Below are 20,132 nucleotides of genomic sequence, written 5' to 3'. Positions count from 1 at the left end.
CCCGCAAGATCCTCGCTGCAATCGTGATGTCGCTCATCAGCCCTCTGGCCTTCGCCTTCGGCCTCGACGACCTGCAAAAGCAACTGAGCGCGCCGGCGGTGATCAAGGGTCCGTTCATCCAGGAAAAGCATCTGCGTGCCCTGCCCCAGCCCCTGTTGAGCAAGGGCCGCTTCGTGCTGGCCCGCGACCTTGGCCTGCTGTGGCTGCTGCAAACGCCACTGCGCCAGGATTACCGCATCGACGCCCAAGGCATTGCCCGGCGCGACCCGAGTGGCTGGCAAACCCTGCCCAGCCGCAGCGCCGGGGCCGAGCAGAACCGCCTGTTCTTCGCTGTGCTGCAAGGCGATAGCAGCGGCCTGCAACGGGACTTCGAGTTGAGCCTGAGCGGCGAGGCCGAGCAGTGGCAATTGCGCCTGACGCCCCGTTCGTTGCTGCTCAAGCAGGTCTTCACCCACATCGACATCAGCGGCGGGCGCTATGTCGAGCGCATCGTGCTGAGCGAAACCCAGGGTGACAGCACCGTGCTGCGCATGCCCGACAGCAGTGGCAGCGCTGCCCTGAGCGACGCGGAGCGCCGTGATTTTGCCAACTGAACGCCTGTTGCCGCGCCTGTTCGTCTGCCTGCTGCTGGCCATGCTGGCGATTGCCGCTTGGCAGTGGCATCGCGGCGCGCCGCTGTCCGCCGACCTGATGACCCTGGTGCCCGGGGCCACCGAGGACCCACTGGTCAAGCGCGCCGAACAACGCATGCAGGAGCCGCTCAACCGCGAGCTGCTGGTGCTGGTCGGCCATGCCGACCGCCAGCAGGCGCTGGCCATGGCGCAGAAACTGGCCGGGCAATGGCAGGCCAGCGGCCTGTTCGAAAAGGTCCAGTGGAGCCTGCAGACCGACCTGCAGGCGGTGCGTGAACAACTGCTGCAAGGCCGCCTGGCGATGCTGGCGGCCGAGGACCGGAAGCAGCTGGTCGAGCACCCGGACGCCTTTATCGAGCAACGCGTGCAAAGCCTGTTCGACCCCTTCACCGGTTTCAGCCTGGTGCCCAGCCAGGACGACTGGCTGGGCCTTACCGGGCGTATCCAGAACAGCCAGCCGAAGCCGGCCAATGTCGAACTGGATACCACCAGCGGCGCACTGGTCGCCCAGGCCGACGGCCAGGCCTGGGTGCTGCTGCGCGCGCGCACCGTGGGCAACGCCTTCGACCTGCACCTGCCATTGCAGGTAGCCGAACTGCTCAAGCAGAGCCGCGCCCAGGCCGGCCAGGCCGGTGCCCACCTGCTGGCAGCCAGCGGCCTGCTGCACGCCGCTGCCGGCCAGCAACAGGCCAGCCGGGAAATCACCTGGGTCGGGGGTGGCGCGACACTGGGCATCCTGTTGCTGTTGCTGCTGACCTTTCGCCGTTGGCGGGCGTGGCTGGCGTTCGTCCCGGTACTGGTGGGCATGCTGTTCGGCTCGGTGGTGTGCGTAGCGCTGTTCGGCCAGATGCACGTAATGACCCTGGTACTCGGTTCCAGCCTGATCGGCGTGGCGGTCGACTACCCGCTGCACTACCTGTCCAAGGGCTGGAGCCTCAAGCCCTGGCGCAGCTGGCCAGCTATGCGCCTGACCTTGCCGGGCATGAGCCTGAGCCTGGCCACCAGTTGCATCGGCTACCTGGCCCTGGCCTTCACCCCGTTCCCGGCACTGACCCAGATCGCCGCGTTTTCCGCAGCCGGCCTGGTCGGCGCCTACCTGAGCGCGGTGTGCCTGCTGCCAGCGCTGCTGGCCACGGTCGACCTGCAACCGGCGCAATGGCCGCTGCGCATCGCCGAAACCCTCACCACCTGGCGTGAGCAATTGCTGCGCAAGGTGCCCAGCGGCGCCTTGCTGGCTTTGGCGCTGTCGTTCTGCGCCGCTGGCCTGTGGCAGCTGCAAACCCACAACGACATCCGCCAGTGGGTTGGCACCCCGCCGCAACTGATGGAAGAAGCCCAGGCGGTGGCGCGCATCACCGGCTACCAGCCCACCAGCCAGTTCTACCTGGTACGCGGGGCCGATCAACAACAACTGCTGGGCCGCCTTGAGGCGCTGTCCGGCGAGCTTCAAGAGCTGGTCGAGCTGGGCAAGCTCAAGGGGTTCATGAGCCTCAGCCAGTTGGTTGCCAGCCCGGCCGCTCAAGGCCAGGTACGCCAGGCACTGGCCGTACTGCCGCAACACTGGCAGCCACTGCTGGCCCTGGGCGTTCCGCAGGCCGCGCTGGCCGCGCAGGCTGATCAGCTGCGCCAACTGCCAGACCAGGCCATCGAACAAGTCCTGGCCGGCCCGCTCGGCGAAGCCTGGCGGCCGTTGTGGCTGGGCCAGCAAGACAGCGGGGTAGCCGCCATCGTCAGCCTGCAAGGCTTGAGCGACACCACGCTGCTGCACCTGCAGACCGATGGCCTCGATGGCGTGCAACTGATCGACCGCCTCGGTGAACTGAACCAGCTGTTCGCCGCTACCCAGGTCAGTGCGGCGGAGCTCAAGTTGCTGTCCTGCGCGCTGATCCTGGTGCTGCTGGTGCCGCCGTTCGGCTTGCGTGGTTCACTGCGTATCGTCGCCCTGCCGCTCTTGGCGGCGCTGTGCAGCCTGGCCAGCCTCGGCTGGCTCGGTCAACCGCTGACCCTGTTCAGCCTGTTCGGCCTGCTGCTGGTGACCGCCATCAGCGTCGACTACGCGATCCTCATGCACGAGCGCATCGGCGGCGCGGCGGTTAGCCTGCTCGGCACCTTGCTGGCGGCGCTGACCACCTGGCTGTCGTTCGGCCTGCTGGCGCTGTCGAGCACACCGGCAGTGAGCAGTTTCGGCCTGGCCGTGAGCCTGGGCCTGGCGTTCAGCTTCCTCCTGGCCCCCTGGGCGGCCCCCCGTGATGGAGCGCAACCGCACCCATGACCCCGCTGTCGCTCTGGGCCATGGCCCTGTGTCTGTTCGCCCTGTGGGTGCTCGGCCTGCGCCGTGTCGCCGCACTGGCCCAACACATCCTTTCGAATTCCGTTTCCATGGCAAGGAGCCCTCATGCCGAACATTGAACTGCAACAACGCCAGGTGCTGGTGATCGGTGCCGGCCCGTCTGGCGCCATCGCCGCCGCGCTGCTCAAGCGCCAGGGCCACGACGTGCTGGTGATCGAACGCCAGCGCTTCCCACGTTTCTCCATCGGCGAAAGCCTGCTGTCCCACTGCCTCGACTTCGTCGAGGAAGCGGGCATGCTCGATGCCCTGCAAGCAGCCGGCTTCCAGCACAAGAACGGCGCTGCCTTCGCCTGGGGCGAGGAATACACCGCCTTCGATTTCGGCCAGACCTTCAGCCAAGGCAAGCCGAGCACCTTTCAAGTGCAGCGCGGGCGCTTCGACAAGCTGCTGGCCGACCAGGCCGAGGCTCAGGGCGTCGAAATCCGCTACGAGCACGAGATCGTCAGCGCCGACATGAGCGGTGAACGGCCGCAGGTGCGCGCCCGTCGCCCGGATGGCAGTGAATACGACGTGCAGGCGCAGTTCGTGCTCGACGCCAGCGGCTATGGCCGCGTACTGCCGCGCCTGCTCGACCTCGAGGCACCGTCGAACTTCCCTGTGCGCCAGGCAGTGTTCACCCACATCGAGGACCGCATCGACCATCCAGGCTTCGACCGCGACAAGATCCTCATCACCACTCACCCCCAGCACCGCGACATCTGGTTCTGGACCATCCCCTTCAGCGATGGCCGCACGTCGCTGGGCGTGGTCGCCGCCGCCGAGCGCTTCGCCGCCGCGCCCAAGGACCTGGATGCCTGCCTCAAGCACTTCGTGGCGCAGACCCCAAGCTTGGCCAAGGTCTTGGCCAACGCGGTGTGGGACACCCCAGCACGCACCATCGGTGGCTACTCGGCCAACGTCAAGGCCCTGCACGGCAAGGGCTACGCCTTGCTCGGCAACGCCGCCGAATTCCTCGACCCGGTGTTCTCCTCGGGCGTGACCATCGCCATGCGTTCGGCGAGCATGGCCGCCGGCCTGCTGCACCGCCAACTGCAAGGCGAGGCGGTGGACTGGCAGGGCGAGTTCGCCGAACCGCTCAAGCGTGGCGTCGATACCTTCCGCGTGTACGTGGAAGGCTGGTACGACGGCAGCTTCCAGGACGTCATCTACCACCCCGGCAGCTCGCCGGAGATCCGCGCCATGATCAGCTCGATCCTCGCCGGCTACGCCTGGGACGCCCGCAACCCGTTCGTCGCCGAGCCGAGGCGGCGCCTGCGCACCCTGGCCGAGCTGTGCGCGAGAGCCCCGGCATGAACCAGCGCCCGTTCCTCAGCGACACCTACGTCGAAGAAACCCGTATCGGTTTCCGCTTCCTTGCCAGCCACGTCTGGCAGCACCATGTGCTGCGCGTGGCGATCAACGACCTGCGCCAACTGTTCGACGGTGAGCCGCCGCAGGCGCCGGTGCTGCTCGACGCCGGCTGCGGCCAGGGCAAGTCGTTCAAGCACCTGCAACAGGTGTTCGCCCCGGCCAAGCTGATGGGCACCGATGCCGACCCGCACAGCCTTGAGCTGAGCGCCGCCGAGGCCCGCCGCCTGGGCCTTGAGGTGGAGCTGCGCGGCAGCGACTGCGCCCGGCTGCAGTACCCGGACGCCAGCGTCGATATCCTGTTCTGCCACCAGACCTTCCACCATCTGGTGGAGCAGGAGAAGGCCCTGGCCGAGTTCTACCGGGTGCTCAAGCCTGGCGGCTACCTGCTGTTCGCCGAGTCCACCGAAGCCTACATCGATACCTGGGTGATCCGCTGGTTCTTCCGCCACCCCATGCACGTGCAAAAGAGCGCCGAGGGGTACTTGCAGATGCTGCGCCAGCAAGGCTTCCAGTTCGGCCCGCGCAACGTCTCGTATCCCTACCTGTGGTGGAGTCGCGCCACGGACTTCGGCCTGCTCGAACGCCTGGGCCTGCGCAAGCCACCTGCGGTCGGCCAGCGCGAAGAGACGCTGGTCAACGTGGTGGCGCGCAAGCCCCTGGAGCAGCCATGAAACACCTGCTGGCCCTGGCCCTGTGCCTGCTGCTCGGCGCCTGCGCCGCACGCCCGCCGCTGCCGGCGCACATGCCTGCGCTGCAACTGCCGCAGCAGCTGCATGTCGAACGTGAACAGGCTGGCCAGCGCCAGGACTGGCTGCTGGTGATCCAGGGCGAGCACGGCTACCTGCGCTGGTCGCTGCTCGACCTGCTGGGCATTCCCCAGGCGCGTCAGCTGCTCGATGGCCAGCAGTGGCATGCCGATGGCCTGCTGCCGCCGAACCCGGCCGCGCGCGAGCTGTTCGCCGCCGTGCTGTTTGCCCTTACCCCGGCCGAGCAACTGCCGCAGCTTTATCCCCAGGCGCGCCAGCAGAATGAGCGGCGCTGGCTGGGCGATCGCTGGCAGGTCCGCTATCGCGCCGCCGACGCTTTCGACTTGAACCTCGGTGATGGCCTGCGTTATTCAGTCGACCCTCTGCCCCGCGAGGACACCCCATGACCGCCTACCTCAATGCCCTCGGCCTGGTCTGCGCCCTTGGCCAAGGGCAGGCCGAAGTGGCCGCGCGCCTGTTCGCCGGCGACTGCTCCGGCATGCAGCCGGCAGCGGGCTGGATCCCCGAGCGCCAGCCACCGGTCGGGGCGGTCATCGGCGCCCTGCCCGCCGTGCCGCTGCCCGAGCAGCACAGCCGCAACAACCAGTTGCTGTACACCGCAGCCCTGCAGATCGAGCCGGCCATCCGCCAGGCCATCGGCCGGTATGGCGCGCACCGCGTCGCGGTGATCCTCGGCACCAGCACCTCTGGCATCGCCGAAGCCAGCGCAGGCTTTTCGCAGTACCTGCAAAGCGGGCAGTTCCCTGCCAATTACCGCTACGCCGAGCAAGAGCTGAGCGCACCGGCCAACTTCCTCGCCGACTGGTTGCAGCTGAGCGGCCCGGCTTACGTGATTTCCACCGCCTGCACCTCCAGTGGCCGTGCCCTGCTCAGCGCCCGGCGCCTGCTCGACCTGGGCCTGTGCGACGCGGTGCTGTGCGGCGGCGTCGACAGCCTGTGCGGCCTGACCCTCAATGGCTTCAGCGCCCTGGAGGCGATCAGCGAGCAGCGCTGCAACCCGTTCTCGGTCAACCGCAACGGCATCAACATCGGCGAGGCGGCGGCGTTGTTCCTGATGACCCGCGAGGGCAACGCCGCAGGCAGTCACATCGCATTGCTGGGTGCCGGGGCCAGCTCCGACGCCCACCACATCTCTGCCCCCGACCCGACCGGCACTGGCGCCTTGCAGTGCATGGGCAAAGCACTGGACAATGCCGGCCTTGCACCCGCGCAGATCGATTACCTGAACTTGCACGGCACCGCCACGGCGCATAACGACGCCATGGAAAGCCTGGCCGTGCATACGCTGTTCGGCGCCACGCTGCCCTGCTCGTCGAGCAAACCGATGACCGGCCACACGCTTGGCGCCGCCGGCGCGCTGGAAGCGGCGTTCTGCTGGTTGAGCCTGAGCGGGCACAACCCCGAGGGGTTGCTGCCGCCGCATGTATGGGACCGCCAACAGGACCCGGCACTGCCGGCCCTGGCCTTGGTCGACGGCAGCCAGCGCATGGGCACGCAACGCCCACGCCGTTTGATGAGCAACTCGTTCGCCTTCGGCGGCAACAACGTCAGCCTGATTCTCGGAGACACCCCATGATCCCCTGGCCACTGGCCGAGCTGCTGCCCCACGCCGGCGACATGATTCTGATCGACCAGGTCGACAGCTGCGACGACGAGCAGATCCACACCCGCGCCACCGTGCGCCCCGGCGGCCTGTTCAACCGCGCCGATGGCAGCCTGCCGGCCTGGCTCGGCGTCGAGCTGATGGCCCAGAGCGTGGCGGCCTATGCCGGTTGCCGGGCGCGGCGCAATGGTCAACCGGTGGAACTGGGCTTTCTGCTCGGCACGCGCAAGTTCGAATGTGATGTCGAGCACTTCCCGGCCGGCGCCGAACTGCACATCCACGCCCTGCGTTCGCTCGAAGACGAGAACGGCATGGGCGTGTTCGAATGCCACCTGCGCGGCCCCGGTATCCATGCCAGTGCCCGCCTGAACGTCTACCGCCCGCCCCAAGCGGCCAGCTACCTGGCCGAAGCACGCCCAGAGGAACCTTCCCATGACTGATACCATTCTGGTCACCGGCTCGAGCCGGGGCATCGGCCGCGCCATCGCCCTGCGCCTGGCCCGGGCCGGCTACGACTTGGTGCTGCACTGCCGCAGCGGCCTGGCCGAGGCCCATGCAGTGGCCGAGGAAATCCGCGCGCTGGGCCAGCAGGTACGGGTGCTGCAGTTCGACATCAGCGATCGCGCTGCCTGCCGGGCCATTCTCGAAAGCGACGTGGAACGCTTCGGTGCCTACTACGGCGTGGTCTGCAACGCCGGCCTGACCCGCGACGGCGCCTTCCCGGCGCTCACTGACGAAGACTGGGACCAGGTGTTACGTACCAACCTCGACGGCTTCTACAACGTCCTGCAGCCACTGACCATGCCGATGATCCGCCGCCGCGCGCCGGGGCGCATCGTCTGTATCACCTCGGTGTCGGGGCTGATCGGCAACCGAGGCCAAGTCAACTACAGCGCCTCCAAAGCGGGCCTGATCGGCGCCGCCAAGGCCCTGGCAATAGAACTGGGCAAGCGACGCATCACCGTCAATTGCGTGGCCCCCGGGCTGATCGACACGGCCATGCTCGACGAACACGTGCCGGTGGACGAGCTGCTGAAGATGATCCCCGCCGGGCGCATGGGCACGCCGGAGGAGGTGGCCGGCGCGGTGAATTTCCTGATGTCGCCCGAGGCGGCGTACATCACCCGCCAGGTCCTGGCGGTGAACGGGGGGCTATGCTGATGCGCCGCGTCGTCGTCACCGGCATGGCCGGGATCACCGCCCTGGGCAGCGACTGGGCGAGCATCAGCGGGCATTTCGCCAACCAGCGCAGCGGCATCCGCCGCATGGACGAATGGGACCGTTTCGAGGAGTTGAACACACGCCTGGCGGGCCCCATCGATGATTTCAAGGTGCCAAGCCACTGGACCCGCAAACAACTGCGCAGCATGGGCCGGGTTTCGCGCCTGGCAGTGGCTGCCGCCGAGCGTGCCCTGGACGATGCCGGGCTGCTCGGCGACCCGAGCATCCGCGATGGGCGCATGGGCGTGGCCTGCGGTTCGTCCACCGGCAGCACCGACGAAATCAAGGCGTTCGGCAACATGCTGCTGAACTCGGTGGCTGATGGCCTGAATGCCAACTCCTATGTGCGCATGATGCCGCACACCACCGCCGCCAACATCAGCATCTTCTTCGGCCTCACCGGGCGCCTGATCCCCACCTCCAGCGCCTGCACCAGCGGCAGTCAGGGCATTGGCTACGCCTACGAGGCGATCAAGTTCGGCCGCCTGCCGCTGATGCTCGCGGGTGGCGCCGAGGAGCTGTGCCCGACCGAGGCGATGGTGTTCGACGCGCTGTACGCCACCAGCCTGAAGAACGACACACCCCACCTGAGCCCGCGCCCCTACGACAGCGGCCGCGACGGCCTGGTGATCGGCGAGGGCGGCGGCATGCTGGTGCTGGAGGAACTGGAACATGCCTTGGCCCGTGGGGCGAAGATCCACGCCGAGATCGTCGGTTTCGGCAGCAATGCCGACGGCCAGCACACCACCCGCCCTGAGCAGCTGACCATGCGCCGCGCCATGGAGCTGGCCTTGGAGGACGCAAACTTGCCGCCCGAGGCCATCGGCTACGTCAACGGCCACGGCACCGCTACCGAGCAGGGCGATATCGCCGAGACGCTGGCCACCAGCAACCTGTTCGGCCCGCGTATGCCGATCAGCTCGCAAAAGAGTTTCCTCGGCCACACCCTCGGTGCCTGCGGTGCATTGGAGTCCTGGTTCAGCATCGAGATGCTCAACAGCGACCGCTACGTACACACGCTCAACCTCGATAATGTCGACCCGCGCTGCGGTGAACTGGACTACCTGCGCGGCGAGTTCCGCGCCATGAACCATCAATATGTGATGAACAACAACTTCGCCTTCGGCGGGGTCAACACCTCGTTGATCTTCCGTCGCTGGCACTGACGCAACCCAACCCCACTGAAACCAAGGAAGACCCGATGCGCCTGAAAACCTGGACCGCTGCCACCGCCCTGCTGCTCTGCGCCCTGCCGGGCGTCAGCCAGGCCCGTGACACCGCCCTGTACCTACCCTTCGAGAAAGTTGTGCAGCAGATGCTCAACGAGAAGAAGCTCGATGGCTCGGTGAAGTTCTACCTGGCTGGCGTACAGCCACGCGGCAAGGTCAATGTGATCAGCGCCAACGCGGTCACCAACAAGAAGACCAATGCCTTCAACAAAAGCGACGAAGCGGCCTGCGAATGGGCGTTGCAATCGGCCCTGCTGACCCTGCAGGACGCCGCGCGCAAGGTGAACGCCAACGCGGTGACCAATATCGCCAGCTACTACAAGAAGAACGAACGCAAGGATGCTGCGACCTACGAGTGCCATGCTGGCGCGGTGATCGCGGGTGTGGCGCTCAAGGGTGACCTGGCGCGCGTGAACTGATCTGTTCTGCAAACCTGAAAAAATGTGTGAGCCGGCTTGCCGGCGATGGGCCGCAAAGCGGCCCTTAATCGCTAAAAGACCGGCATCAGCCTTCAGGTTTGGCACTTTTAGCAGTGCCATCTCCAGGTCAATTCCAGTGAGTCAGCTCCATTAGGGCTGCTATGCAGCCCATCGCTGGCAAGCCAGCTCTCGCCGGTGCGCGCAGGCCAGTCCAATCGTGCCCGCTTTTGCCCGCCTAGCCGTATACCTGCCCGGTCACCAACTCGGCAAACGCTCTCGCCATCGCCGACCCGCCTCGTTCGCGCTGCACCAGCCACACCGCTGACGTCGCCTCTTCATCCAGCAGGGTGCGGTACACCACGCCCTCGATGCGCATGCGTTGGAATGAAGCCGGCAGGACTGAAACCCCCAAACCCGCCGACACCAGCCCAATGATGGTCATGGCCTCCCCCGCTTCTTGAGCAAAATGCGGATTGAACCCCGCCTGCCGCGCCAGGCTGAGCAACTGGGCGTGCAAACCACTGCCGTAACTGCGCGGGAAGAACACGAACGGTTCGTGGGCCAGCGCCGCCATGTGCACACCGTGCTCGGTCCCTTCGGCCAGCGCATGCGAGGCATTGATCACCGCCACCAATGGTTCGCGAAACAACTCCGTGGCCACCAGCCCTTCCGGCAAGGGCATGGGCCGCATCAGCCCGACCTCGATGGACTCATCGAACACCCCCTCGGCGACATCGCGGCTGCTCATTTCCTTGAGGTTCAGGTGCACTGCCGGGAAACGCTGGCGGAAGGCATGAATAGCCTTGGGAATTTTCGAGGTGAAGGGGGCAGACGACGTAAAGCCGATCTTCATTTCGCCCAGCTCACCCAACTGCGCGCGGCGCGCGACATCAGCCGCCTTCTCAACCTGCGCGAGTACCTGACGCGCTTCCCCGAGAAACAGCCGCCCGGCCTCACTCAACTCGACCCGACGATTGGTACGTTCGAACAAGCGGGCGCCCAACTCCTGTTCCAAGGCCTGGATCTGTTGGCTCAGGGGTGGCTGAGAAATGCCTAATTGCTGGGCCGCCCGCCCAAAGTGCAGCTCTTCGGCAACTGCAATGAAGTAACGCAGGTGGCGCAGTTCCATGGGGCCCCCAGAACAAGTCGTCAAACATCTTAAATAGGTCGAACAATATATTGGATCTAATCATTAGGCAGCTATATGATTTTTTCATTGCACCTGAGGTACCCACCCGTGAAGACTGCTGTAGCCCCCCTTCCTGCTGAGCCCGAGCCCACCCCGCTGAACGACATCTGGATCGAGAAAGGCACCCCTGCCTTCATGAAGACCGTACTGGCCCTGTTCAGCGGGGGCTTCGCGACCTTCGCCCTGCTGTATTGCGTGCAGCCGATGATGCCGCTGCTGTCGCAGGAGTTTTCGATCAATGCCGCGCAGAGCAGCCTGGTACTGTCAGTGTCGACCGGCATGCTGGCGTTCGGCCTGCTGATCACCGGGCCGATTTCCGACCGCATCGGGCGCAAGCCGGTGATGGTGTTTGCCCTGCTCTGCGCCGCGTTATCGACCATCGTCAGCGCGGTGATGCCGACCTGGGAAGGCGTACTCGCCACGCGGGCGCTGGTCGGCCTGTCGCTGAGCGGCCTGGCAGCTGTGGCGATGACCTACCTGAGCGAAGAAATCCACCCCCAGCACATCGGCCTGGCCATGGGCTTGTATATCGGTGGCAATGCCATCGGCGGCATGAGCGGTCGCCTGATCACCGGCGTGCTGATCGACTTCGTCAGCTGGCACACGGCAATGCTGACCATCGGTGGCCTGGCCCTGATCGCAGCGCTGGTGTTCTGGAAGGTGCTCCCCGAATCGCGCAATTTCAGGGCGCAGACGCTGAAACCGCGCAGCCTGCTGGACGGCTTCGTCATGCACTTCAAGGACGCGGGCCTGCCCTGGTTGTTCCTCGAAGCGTTCCTGCTGATGGGCGCGTTCGTCACCCTGTTCAACTACATCGGCTATCGGCTGCTGGCCGAGCCCTATCACATGAACCAAGCGCTGGTCGGCCTGCTATCGGTGGTTTATCTGTCGGGTATCTACAGCTCGGCGCAAGTGGGGGCGCTGGCAGATAAACTGGGACGCCGGCGGGTGTTCTGGGCGAGCATTCTGGTCATGGCGGGCGGGCTGTTGCTGACATTGGCCAGCCCCCTGGTGATGATTATCGTGGGGATGCTGATCTTTACCTTCGGCTTTTTCGGAGCGCATTCGGTGGCCAGCAGCTGGATCGGCCGGCGAGCGCTGAAGGCCAAGGGCCAGGCTTCTTCGTTGTACCTGTTCTGCTATTACGCGGGGTCGAGTGTGGCGGGCACGGCAGGTGGGGTGTTCTGGCACCAGTGGGGCTGGAGTGGTATCGGGCTGTTCATCGGCAGCCTGCTGACGGTGGCGTTGCTGGTGGCATTGCACCTCAGCAAGCTGGCGCCCAAGGCTGCCTGAACAGGGTTGCGCTGCAGCCCAATCGCCGGTTTGCCGAAGATTGGGCCCTCAGGTCAGTTCACGATCTCGACGATGTCCACATCCACTTCACGGCTCATCAGGTGCTTTTCCACCTCACCGGTCAGCTTGACCTTGGTCTTGTCGTTGAACGGCGTCGGCGGCAGGTCTTCATCATCGATCTCGACGGAGATGGTGCCGGTGTTGTCCTTGAATTCGTACTTGTCGTCATTGTCGACCTTCTTGGTGACATACCCCTGCAGCACTACGGGGGTGTCATCGGCTGCGTCATTGGCCGCGGCGACGGTTGTCACCGCCTGAGCGCCTGGGCCGGTGTAACCGGCGGCCAAGGCAGCGGTACTGAACAAGGGGGCGAGAATCAGAGCGAAGTAGCGAGCTTTCATGAGGTTCGGGTCCTGTTTCGGTTTCGATGGGACCAGATTAGCGACGATCGCTGAATTAAAACTTAATGCAACAAAACCAGGGCATGGCACCGGCTTTGCCGGAGATGGGCCGCAAAGCGGCCCCGATTCGCTTGACTGGCAGCACTCAGATCACTGGTGGTACTGCGCGGACAGTTCATGCACGGCGTTGATGAACACGCCCGCATGCTCCGGGTCGACCTCCGGCGTAATGCCGTGACCCAGGTTGAACACATGGCCGGTACCCTGGCCATAGCTCGCCAGGATCCGTGCCACTTCGTTGCGGATGGCCTCGGGCTTGGCGTACAGCACGGTCGGGTCCATGTTGCCTTGCAGGGCAACCTTGTCACCCACGCGGCGGCGGGCGTCGCCGATCTCGCAGGTCCAGTCCAGGCCCAGTGCATCAGCGCCGGCTTCAGCGATGCTCTCCAGCCACAGGCCGCCATTCTTGGTGAACAGGATTACCGGCACCTTGCGCCCATCGTGCTCACGGATCAGGCCGCTGACGATCTTGCGCATGTAGGCCAGGGAAAACTCCTGATACGCCGCCGCCGACAGGTTGCCGCCCCAGGTGTCGAAGATCTGCACGGCCTGGGCGCCGGCCAGGATCTGCCCGTTGAGGTAGCTGGTGACCGACTGTGCCAGCTTGTCCAGCAGCATGTGCAGGGCTTGCGGGTTGTCGTAGGCCATCGCCTTGGTCTTGCGGAAGTCTTTGGACGAGCCACCTTCGACCATGTAGGTGGCCAGGGTCCATGGGCTGCCGGAGAAACCGATCAGCGGCACACGGCCGTTGAGCTCGCGCCGAATGGTGCTGACGGCATCCATCACGTAGCCGAGGTCTTTCTGCGGATCAGGGATGGCCAACGCTTCGATGTCGGCCGGGGTGCTGATGACCTTCTTGAAACGCGGGCCTTCGCCGGTCTCGAAGTAAAGGCCAAGGCCCATGGCATCGGGAATGGTGAGGATGTCCGAGAACAGGATCGCTGCGTCGAGCGGGTAGCGTTCCAGCGGCTGCAGGGTGACCTCACAGGCGAACTGGGGGTTCATGCACAGGCTCATGAAGTCACCGGCCTTGGCGCGGCTGGCGCGGTATTCCGGCAGGTAACGGCCGGCCTGGCGCATCATCCATACAGGGGTGACGTCTACGGGTTGCTTGAGCAGTGCACGCAGGAAACGATCGTTCTTCAGGGCAGTCATGTCGGCATCCGGCAAAAAAGTGCGGGCATTTTCTCAGACGCCAGCGCAAAAGGCACGGTTGAGACCATGCGTTTTGTCTATTGGGTGCCGTGGATCAAGCAATTTTGTATACAAAAACCGATGAGGCCGCTGTGCGGCCCCATCGGGTCGATCACACTTCGAGGTAATCCAGGATACCTTCGGCAGCGTTGCGGCCTTCGAAGATGGCGGTCACCACCAGGTCCGAACCGCGCACCATATCGCCACCGGCAAATATTTTCGGGTTGCTGGTCTGGTGCTTGAACGTGCCTTTCTCCGGGGCCACCACACGGCCTTGGCTGTCCATCTGGATGCCATGCTGCTCGAACCAGGGTGCCGGGCTTGGGCGGAAGCCGAACGCGATCACCACGGCGTCCGCCGGGAGGATTTCTTCGGAACCCGGGATCGGCTCGGGGCTGCGACGGCCACGGGCATCCGGCTCGCCAAGACGGGTCTCGACCACCTTCACGCCTTCGACCTTGTCTTCACCGACAATGGCGATCGGCTGACGGTTGTAGAGGAATTTCACGCCCTCTTCCTTGGCGTTTTTCACCTCTTTGCGCGAGCCTGGCATGTTGGCTTCGTCACGGCGGTAGGCACAGGTCACCGACTTGGCTCCCTGGCGGATCGAGGTGCGGTTGCAGTCCATCGCGGTGTCGCCACCGCCCAGCACCACGACCCTCTTGCCCTGCATATCGACGAAGTCTTGCGGCGACTTCTCGAAGCCCAGGTTGCGGTTGACGTTGGCGATCAGGAAATCCAGCGCGTCATGCACGCCCGGCAGGTCCTCGCCCGGGAAGCCGCCTTTCATGTAGGTATAGGTACCCATGCCCATGAACACGGCGTCGTACTCGGCGAGCAGCTGTTCCATGGTGATGTCGGTGCCCACCTCGGTGTTCAGGCGGAACTCGATACCCATGCCAGTAAAGACTTCGCGACGATGGCTCAGCACGGTCTTTTCCAGCTTGAACTCAGGGATGCCGAAGGTCAGCAAGCCGCCGATTTCAGGGTTCTTGTCGAACACCACCGGGGTAACCCCGGCACGCACCAGCACGTCGGCACAGCCCAGGCCCGCCGGGCCAGCACCGATGATGGCAACGCGCTTGCCAGTCGGTTTGACCTTGGACATGTCCGGGCGCCAACCCATGGCGAAGGCGGTGTCGGTGATGTACTTCTCAACCGAACCGATGGTCACCGCGCCGAAGCCGTCGTTCAGCGTGCAGGCACCCTCGCACAGGCGGTCTTGCGGGCACACACGGCCACAGACTTCCGGCAGGGTGTTGGTCTGATGCGACAGTTCGGCCGCGGCCAGGATGTTGCCTTCGGCGACCAGCTTCAACCAGTTCGGGATGAAGTTGTGCACCGGGCACTTCCACTCACAATACGGGTTACCGCAGCCCAGACAGCGATGCGCCTGCTCTACGGACTGCTGGGGCTTGAAAGGCTCGTAGATTTCCACGAACTCTTTCTTGCGCTGGCGCAGCAGCTTTTTCTTCGGGTCCTTGCGGCCCACTTCGATGAACTGGAAGTCGTTACTCAGACGTTCAGCCATTTTTCAAAACCTCTTAACAGCAGCTGCAAGCTACGCGCTGCAAGCCGCAAGACGATCACTTAAGCCGGGCAAACCTCGGACTGCTGTTGTTTGCAGCCTGAGGCTTGCCACTTGCAGCTGTTTTTACTGCGGGTTGGCACGGGTACTGGACAGCAGTTGCTTGAGATTGGCCGCCTTCGGCTTGACCAACCAGAAGCGCCGCACGTAATCGTCCAGGTTCTCCGAGAGCTCACGCCCCCACTCGCTGCCGGTTTCTTCCACGTATTCGCCAAGGACCCGCGCCAGGTGGCTACGGTAGGCTTCCATCGCTTCACCACTGATACGCTGGATTTCCACCAGTTCGTGGTTGAGCTTGTCGACGAAGCTGTTGTCCATGTCGAGCACGTAGGCGAAGCCACCAGTCATGCCAGAGCCGAAGTTGTAACCGGTCTTGCCCAGGACGCAGACAAAGCCACCGGTCATGTATTCACAGCAGTGATCGCCAGTACCCTCGACAACAGCGTGGGCGCCGGAGTTACGCACAGCGAAGCGCTCGCCCGCGGTGCCGGCGGCGAACAGCTTGCCGCCCGTGGCGCCATAGAGGCAGGTGTTGCCGACAATGGCGCTGTGCTGGGTTTCGAACGGGCTGCCGGCTGGCGGCACGATGGTGACCTTGCCACCGGTCATGCCTTTGCCGACGTAGTCGTTGGCGTCACCTTCCAGGTACAGGTTCAGGCCGCCGGCGTTCCACACGCCGAAGCTCTGGCCTGCAGTGCCCTTGAAGCGGAAGGTGATCGGCGCTGCGGCCATGCCCTGGTTGCCGTGCAGCTTGGCGATTTCGCCGGAGATGCGCGCACCGATGGAGCGGTCACAGTTGCAGATGTCGAGCGCGAACTCGCCACCGGCCTGATCGCGGATGGCCGGCAGGGCCATTTCCACCATCTTCTCGGCCAGCTCGCCCTTGTCGAACGGCGGGTTCTTGTCGACTTCGCAGAACTGCGGCTTGTCGGCCGGAATGTGCGAGCTGCCCAGCAGCGGCGACAGGTCAAGGTGGTGCTGGCGCTCGGTATCGCCTGGCAGCACGTCGAGCAGGTCGGTCCGGCCGATCAGCTCGCCCAGGCTACGCACACCCAGCTTGGCCAGCCACTCGCGGGTTTCTTCGGCAACGAAGGTGAAGAAGTTGATCACCATGTCGACGGTGCCGATGTAATGGTCCTTGCGCAGCTTGTCGTTCTGCGTGGCCACGCCGGTGGCGCAGTTGTTCAGGTGGCAGATGCGCAGGTACTTGCAGCCCAGGGCGATCATCGGTGCGGTACCGAAGCCAAAGCTCTCGGCACCCAGGATGGCAGCCTTGATCACGTCCAGGCCGGTTTTCAGGCCACCGTCGGTCTGTACCCGTACCTTGCCGCGCAGGTCGTTGCCGCGCAGGGTCTGGTGGGTTTCGGCCAGGCCCAGTTCCCACGGGGCGCCGGCGTACTTGATCGAGGTCAGCGGCGAAGCACCGGTACCACCGTCGTAACCGGAGATGGTGATCAGGTCGGCATAGGCCTTGGCCACGCCAGCGGCGATGGTACCCACGCCTGCTTCTGCCACCAGCTTGACCGACACCAGGGCCTGAGGGTTGACCTGCTTGAGGTCATAAATCAGCTGGGCCAGGTCTTCAATCGAGTAGATATCGTGGTGTGGCGGCGGCGAAATCAGGGTCACGCCCGGTACCGCATAGCGCAGCTTGGCGATCAGGCCGTTGACCTTGCCGCCTGGCAACTGCCCACCCTCGCCCGGTTTGGCGCCTTGGGCAACCTTGATCTGCAGCACTTCGGCATTGACCAGGTATTCCGGAGTCACACCGAAGCGGCCGGTGGCCACCTGCTTGATCTTGGAGCTACGGATGGTGCCATAGCGCGACGGGTCTTCACCGCCCTCACCGGAGTTGGAGCGCGCGCCCAGGCGATTCATCGCCTCGGCCAGCGCTTCGTGAGCCTCTGGCGACAGCGCGCCCAGCGAAATACCAGCAGAGTCGAAGCGCTTGAGGATCGCCTCCAGCGGCTCGATCTGATCCAGCGGCAGGGCCTGATCGGCCACCTTCACCTTCAGCAGGTCGCGGATCATCGATACCGGGCGCTGGTCGACCAGCGTGGTGTATTCCTTGAACTTGGCGTAGTCGCCCTGCTGCACGGCAGCCTGCAGCGTATTGACCACATCCGGGTTGTAGGCGTGGTACTCGCCGCCGTGGACGAACTTGAGCAGACCGCCCTGCTGGATCGGCTTGCGCCCGCTCCAGGCCTCAGCGGCGAGCAGCTTCTGGTCGCCCTCAAGGTCGACGAAACGCGCGCCCTTGATGCGGCTGGACACGCCTTTGAAGCTCAAGCCGACCACTTCTTCGGCCAGGCCCACCGCTTCGAACAGCTGGGCGCCACGGTAAGAGGCGATGGTGGAGATGCCCATCTTCGACAGGATCTTCAGCAGGCCCTTGGAGATGCCTTTGCGGTAGTACTTGAACACTTCGTCCAGGTCGCCCAGCACTTCGCCGGTGCGGATCAGGTCGGCCAGCACTTCATACGCCAGGTACGGGTATACCGCAGAGGCGCCGAAGCCCAGCAGTACCGCGAAGTGGTGCGGATCACGGGCAGTGGCGGTTTCGACCAGGATGTTGCTGTCGCAACGCAGGCCTTTTTCCGTCAGGCGGTGATGGACCGCGCCAACGGCGAACGAAGCATGCACCGGCAGCTTGCCCGGGGCGATATAGCGGTCGCTGAGCACCAGCTGGGTCTTGCCTGCGCGAACCGCTTCTTCTGCCTGATCGGCGATGTTACGGATGGCCGCTTCCAGGCCGATGCGTTCCTCATAGTTGAGGTCGATCAGCTGACGGTCGAAGCCTTCGCGCTCCAGGTTCATCAACGAACGCCATTTGGCGGGCGAGATGACCGGGGAGCTGAGGATTACCCGCGAGGCATGCTCGGGAGATTCCTGGAAGATGTTGCGCTCGGCACCCAGGCAGATCTCCAGCGACATGACGATCGCTTCGCGCAGCGGGTCGATCGGCGGGTTGGTAACCTGGGCGAACTGCTGGCGGAAGAAGTCGTAAGGCGAACGCACGCGCTGCGACAGGACAGCCATTGGCGTGTCGTCACCCATCGAACCGACCGCTTCCTGGCCTTGCTCGCCGAGTGGGCGCAGTACCTGGTCACGCTCTTCGAACGTCACCTGGAACATCTTCATGTACTGCTTGAGCTGGTCAGCGTCGTAGCTGGCCGCGCCCTGGTCGTCGGTGAGGGTCGCCTGGATACGCAAGGCGTGCTGACGCAGCCAGCGCTTGTACGGGTGGCGCGACTTCAGCCGGTTGTCGATGGCATCGGTGTCGAGGATGTGACCGGTCTCGGTGTCCACGGCGAAGATCTGGCCTGGGCCGACACGCCCCTTGGCGATGACATCTTCAGGCTTGTAGTCCCAGACGCCGATTTCCGACGCCAGGGTGATATAGCCATTCTTGGTGGTCACCCAGCGCGCCGGGCGCAGGCCGTTGCGGTCAAGCAGGCACACCGCATGGCGGCCTTCGGTCATGACGATGCCGGCGGGGCCATCCCACGGCTCCATGTGCATGGAGTTGTATTCATAGAACGCGCGCAGGTCGGCGTCCATGGTCTCGACGTTCTGCCAGGCTGGCGGTACCAGCATGCGCACGCCGCGGAACAGGTCGATGCCGCCGGTGACCATCAGCTCCAGCATGTTGTCCATGCTCGAGGAGTCGGAACCAACGCGGTTGACCAGCGGGCCGAGCTCTTCGAGGTCGGGGATCTGGTCGTTGGCGAACTTGGTGCGACGGGCCATGGCCCAGTTGCGGTTACCGGTGATGGTATTGATCTCGCCATTGTGGGCGAGGAAGCGGAACGGCTGCGCCAGCGGCCATTTCGGCAGGGTGTTGGTGGAGAAGCGCTGGTGGAACACGCAGATCGCGGTTTGCAGGCGCTCGTCGTCCAGGTCTGGATAGAAGGCCGCGAGATCGCGCGGCATCATCAGGCCTTTGTAGATGATGGTCTTGTGCGAGAAGCTGCAGATGTAGTGGTCGGCGTCGTGGGCGTTGGCCACGGACGAACGGCGACGGGCACTGAACAGCTTGATGGCGAATTCCTGATCGCTCAGACCTTCACCGCCGATGAACACCTGTTCGATCTGCGGCAGGCGCTCCAGCGCCAGGCGGCCGAGCACGCTGGTGTCGATCGGGACTTTGCGCCAGCCAACCAGGGTCAGGCCGGCAGCGATGATTTCGCGGTCCATGTTGGCGCGAGCAGCTTCGGCTTTTACCGGGTCCTGGTTGAAGAACACCATGCCAACGGCGTACTGCTTTGGCAGCTCGACGGCAAAATGTTCCTGGGCTACGGCACGCAGGAATTGATCGGGTTTCTGCATGAGCAGACCGCAACCGTCACCGGTCTTGCCGTCGGCGTTGATACCGCCGCGGTGGGTCATGCAAGTCAGGGCCTGCATGGCAGTTTGCAGAAGGTGGTGGCTCGGTTCGCCCGTCATATGGGCGATCAGGCCAAAACCACAGTTGTCCTTGAATTCTTCGGGATGGTACAGACCTGTTTTCATAGACACTTTCTCACCAGGTTCACCTCTCAACCGGAGGCAAATCTCTTTTTTAACAACCACTTACCATCCACGCCGATCAAATGCCAGCTTTTTTGCGGTGGCCATGGAAAACCATTGTTGCACAGCGACAGCGATGCCCACAAATTTTCATGTCTCACCATTGAAAATTTATGTCGCAATATTGAATGTTTTGCGCCATGCGCCGTGATAGCGGCTTGGCTCGAGTCTGAAGCGTTCCAGCCATGACTGCAAGATTGGCTTGTGGCCGGCAGCCTGGGACAGAAAAGCCTGCCGCGCTCGGGCGCAGCAGGCTAGACGAAAGTC

At 64.3% G+C, this 20,132-nt stretch carries 17 protein-coding genes; 12 read left to right on the top strand and 5 right to left on the bottom strand.

The window, feature by feature from the left end:
- The first annotated feature begins 26 nt into the window (after window positions 1–26).
- Genes ACIPZC_RS02370 through ACIPZC_RS02320 form a run of 11 tightly spaced genes read left to right on the top strand, consistent with a single transcriptional unit; the run spans window position 27 to window position 9,571 of the window.
- Window positions 27–593, top strand: a complete 567-nt coding sequence (locus tag ACIPZC_RS02370; RefSeq protein WP_241805190.1) for an outer membrane lipoprotein carrier protein LolA — start codon at window positions 27–29, stop codon at window positions 591–593.
- The gene (locus ACIPZC_RS02365) at window positions 577–2,904 is read left to right on the top strand and encodes an MMPL family transporter (protein ID WP_400624593.1); all 2,328 of its coding nucleotides are present in this window, start codon (window positions 577–579) and stop codon (window positions 2,902–2,904) included. Before ACIPZC_RS02370 ends, ACIPZC_RS02365 begins: the two co-directional genes overlap by 17 nt.
- Window positions 2,901–3,041 (top strand): hypothetical protein, encoded by a 141-nt coding sequence (locus ACIPZC_RS02360; protein ID WP_241805135.1) that lies wholly within the window; start codon window positions 2,901–2,903, stop codon window positions 3,039–3,041. Before ACIPZC_RS02365 ends, ACIPZC_RS02360 begins: the two co-directional genes overlap by 4 nt.
- Complete coding sequence (locus ACIPZC_RS02355) at window positions 3,028–4,275, top strand: NAD(P)/FAD-dependent oxidoreductase (protein WP_267820375.1); 1,248 nt, start codon at window positions 3,028–3,030, stop codon at window positions 4,273–4,275. The genes ACIPZC_RS02360 and ACIPZC_RS02355 overlap by 14 nt, the downstream gene beginning before the upstream one ends.
- Entirely contained in the window at window positions 4,272–5,003 is a 732-nt protein-coding gene (locus ACIPZC_RS02350) for a class I SAM-dependent methyltransferase (protein WP_400624590.1), read from the top strand. The genes ACIPZC_RS02355 and ACIPZC_RS02350 overlap by 4 nt, the downstream gene beginning before the upstream one ends.
- On the top strand, window positions 5,000–5,485 hold the full coding sequence (locus ACIPZC_RS02345; RefSeq protein ID WP_241805131.1) for a hypothetical protein: 486 nt from the start codon (window positions 5,000–5,002) through the stop codon (window positions 5,483–5,485). The genes ACIPZC_RS02350 and ACIPZC_RS02345 overlap by 4 nt, the downstream gene beginning before the upstream one ends.
- Entirely contained in the window at window positions 5,482–6,675 is a 1,194-nt protein-coding gene (locus ACIPZC_RS02340) for a beta-ketoacyl-[acyl-carrier-protein] synthase family protein (RefSeq protein WP_241805129.1), read from the top strand. The genes ACIPZC_RS02345 and ACIPZC_RS02340 overlap by 4 nt, the downstream gene beginning before the upstream one ends.
- A complete protein-coding gene (locus tag ACIPZC_RS02335; RefSeq protein ID WP_241805128.1) occupies window positions 6,672–7,142 on the top strand; it encodes a hotdog family protein in 471 nt (156 codons plus the stop codon). The genes ACIPZC_RS02340 and ACIPZC_RS02335 overlap by 4 nt, the downstream gene beginning before the upstream one ends.
- Entirely contained in the window at window positions 7,135–7,863 is a 729-nt protein-coding gene (gene fabG, locus ACIPZC_RS02330) for a 3-oxoacyl-ACP reductase FabG (RefSeq protein WP_400624587.1), read from the top strand. The genes ACIPZC_RS02335 and fabG overlap by 8 nt, the downstream gene beginning before the upstream one ends.
- The gene (locus tag ACIPZC_RS02325; RefSeq protein WP_400624585.1) at window positions 7,863–9,089 is read left to right on the top strand and encodes a beta-ketoacyl-ACP synthase; all 1,227 of its coding nucleotides are present in this window, start codon (window positions 7,863–7,865) and stop codon (window positions 9,087–9,089) included. The genes fabG and ACIPZC_RS02325 overlap by 1 nt, the downstream gene beginning before the upstream one ends.
- Before the next feature lie 35 nt (window positions 9,090–9,124).
- Window positions 9,125–9,571 carry an excinuclease gene (locus ACIPZC_RS02320; protein WP_241805125.1) on the top strand — a complete coding sequence of 149 codons (447 nt, stop codon included), beginning with the start codon at window positions 9,125–9,127 and terminating at the stop codon, window positions 9,569–9,571.
- A gap of 235 nt (window positions 9,572–9,806) precedes the next feature.
- Here the strand turns inward: ACIPZC_RS02320 and ACIPZC_RS02315 are convergent, their stop codons facing one another.
- Window positions 9,807–10,700 carry a LysR substrate-binding domain-containing protein gene (locus ACIPZC_RS02315; RefSeq protein WP_400624583.1) on the bottom strand — a complete coding sequence of 298 codons (894 nt, stop codon included), beginning with the start codon at window positions 10,698–10,700 and terminating at the stop codon, window positions 9,807–9,809.
- Window positions 10,701–10,895: 195 nt separating this feature from the next.
- On the opposite strand from ACIPZC_RS02315, the gene ACIPZC_RS02310 reads away from it, so the two are divergent.
- The gene (locus tag ACIPZC_RS02310) at window positions 10,896–12,053 is read left to right on the top strand and encodes an MFS transporter (protein WP_241805189.1); all 1,158 of its coding nucleotides are present in this window, start codon (window positions 10,896–10,898) and stop codon (window positions 12,051–12,053) included.
- A gap of 53 nt (window positions 12,054–12,106) precedes the next feature.
- Here ACIPZC_RS02310 and ACIPZC_RS02305 read toward each other — a convergent pair whose 3' ends face one another.
- From ACIPZC_RS02305 to gltB, 4 genes are all read right to left on the bottom strand, one after another.
- Complete coding sequence (locus ACIPZC_RS02305) at window positions 12,107–12,454, bottom strand: YgiW/YdeI family stress tolerance OB fold protein (RefSeq protein WP_400624581.1); 348 nt, start codon at window positions 12,452–12,454, stop codon at window positions 12,107–12,109.
- 150 nt (window positions 12,455–12,604) lie between these two features.
- Window positions 12,605–13,669 (bottom strand): uroporphyrinogen decarboxylase, encoded by a 1,065-nt coding sequence (gene hemE / locus ACIPZC_RS02300; RefSeq protein ID WP_400624579.1) that lies wholly within the window; start codon window positions 13,667–13,669, stop codon window positions 12,605–12,607.
- Between the two features lie 151 nt (window positions 13,670–13,820).
- Window positions 13,821–15,239: an FAD-dependent oxidoreductase gene (locus ACIPZC_RS02295; RefSeq protein WP_267820362.1), complete on the bottom strand. Its 1,419-nt coding sequence runs from the start codon at window positions 15,237–15,239 to the stop codon at window positions 13,821–13,823.
- A 123-nt stretch (window positions 15,240–15,362) separates the two neighbouring features.
- Window positions 15,363–19,808, bottom strand: a complete 4,446-nt coding sequence (gene gltB / locus ACIPZC_RS02290) for a glutamate synthase large subunit (protein ID WP_400624577.1) — start codon at window positions 19,806–19,808, stop codon at window positions 15,363–15,365.
- Between the last annotated feature and the right edge of the window lie 324 nt (window positions 19,809–20,132).

It is taken from the genome of Pseudomonas sp. NPDC089743 (assembly GCF_044748785.1).
Lineage (GTDB): Bacteria > Pseudomonadota > Gammaproteobacteria > Pseudomonadales > Pseudomonadaceae > Aquipseudomonas > Aquipseudomonas putida_X.
The sequence above is the reverse complement of the archived record's forward strand: the minus strand, read 5'-3'. Positions and strand labels throughout refer to the sequence as shown.

Bases quoted from the DNA above. Each gene is read 5' to 3' on its own strand.
- ACIPZC_RS02370 (WP_241805190.1), top strand. From the start codon at position 27: ATGTCGCTCATCAGCCCTCTGGCCTTCGCCTTCGGCCTCGACGACCTG.
- ACIPZC_RS02360 (WP_241805135.1), top strand. From the start codon at position 2,901: ATGACCCCGCTGTCGCTCTGGGCCATGGCCCTGTGTCTGTTCGCCCTG.
- ACIPZC_RS02355 (WP_267820375.1), top strand. From the start codon at position 3,028: ATGCCGAACATTGAACTGCAACAACGCCAGGTGCTGGTGATCGGTGCC.
- ACIPZC_RS02350 (WP_400624590.1), top strand. From the start codon at position 4,272: ATGAACCAGCGCCCGTTCCTCAGCGACACCTACGTCGAAGAAACCCGT.
- ACIPZC_RS02345 (WP_241805131.1), top strand. From the start codon at position 5,000: ATGAAACACCTGCTGGCCCTGGCCCTGTGCCTGCTGCTCGGCGCCTGC.
- ACIPZC_RS02340 (WP_241805129.1), top strand. From the start codon at position 5,482: ATGACCGCCTACCTCAATGCCCTCGGCCTGGTCTGCGCCCTTGGCCAA.
- ACIPZC_RS02335 (WP_241805128.1), top strand. From the start codon at position 6,672: ATGATCCCCTGGCCACTGGCCGAGCTGCTGCCCCACGCCGGCGACATG.
- fabG (WP_400624587.1), top strand. From the start codon at position 7,135: ATGACTGATACCATTCTGGTCACCGGCTCGAGCCGGGGCATCGGCCGC.
- ACIPZC_RS02325 (WP_400624585.1), top strand. From the start codon at position 7,863: ATGCGCCGCGTCGTCGTCACCGGCATGGCCGGGATCACCGCCCTGGGC.
- ACIPZC_RS02320 (WP_241805125.1), top strand. From the start codon at position 9,125: ATGCGCCTGAAAACCTGGACCGCTGCCACCGCCCTGCTGCTCTGCGCC.
- ACIPZC_RS02315 (WP_400624583.1), bottom strand. From the start codon at position 10,700: ATGGAACTGCGCCACCTGCGTTACTTCATTGCAGTTGCCGAAGAGCTG.
- ACIPZC_RS02310 (WP_241805189.1), top strand. From the start codon at position 10,896: ATGAAGACCGTACTGGCCCTGTTCAGCGGGGGCTTCGCGACCTTCGCC.
- ACIPZC_RS02305 (WP_400624581.1), bottom strand. From the start codon at position 12,454: ATGAAAGCTCGCTACTTCGCTCTGATTCTCGCCCCCTTGTTCAGTACC.
- hemE (WP_400624579.1), bottom strand. From the start codon at position 13,669: ATGACTGCCCTGAAGAACGATCGTTTCCTGCGTGCACTGCTCAAGCAA.
- ACIPZC_RS02295 (WP_267820362.1), bottom strand. From the start codon at position 15,239: ATGGCTGAACGTCTGAGTAACGACTTCCAGTTCATCGAAGTGGGCCGC.
- gltB (WP_400624577.1), bottom strand. From the start codon at position 19,808: ATGAAAACAGGTCTGTACCATCCCGAAGAATTCAAGGACAACTGTGGT.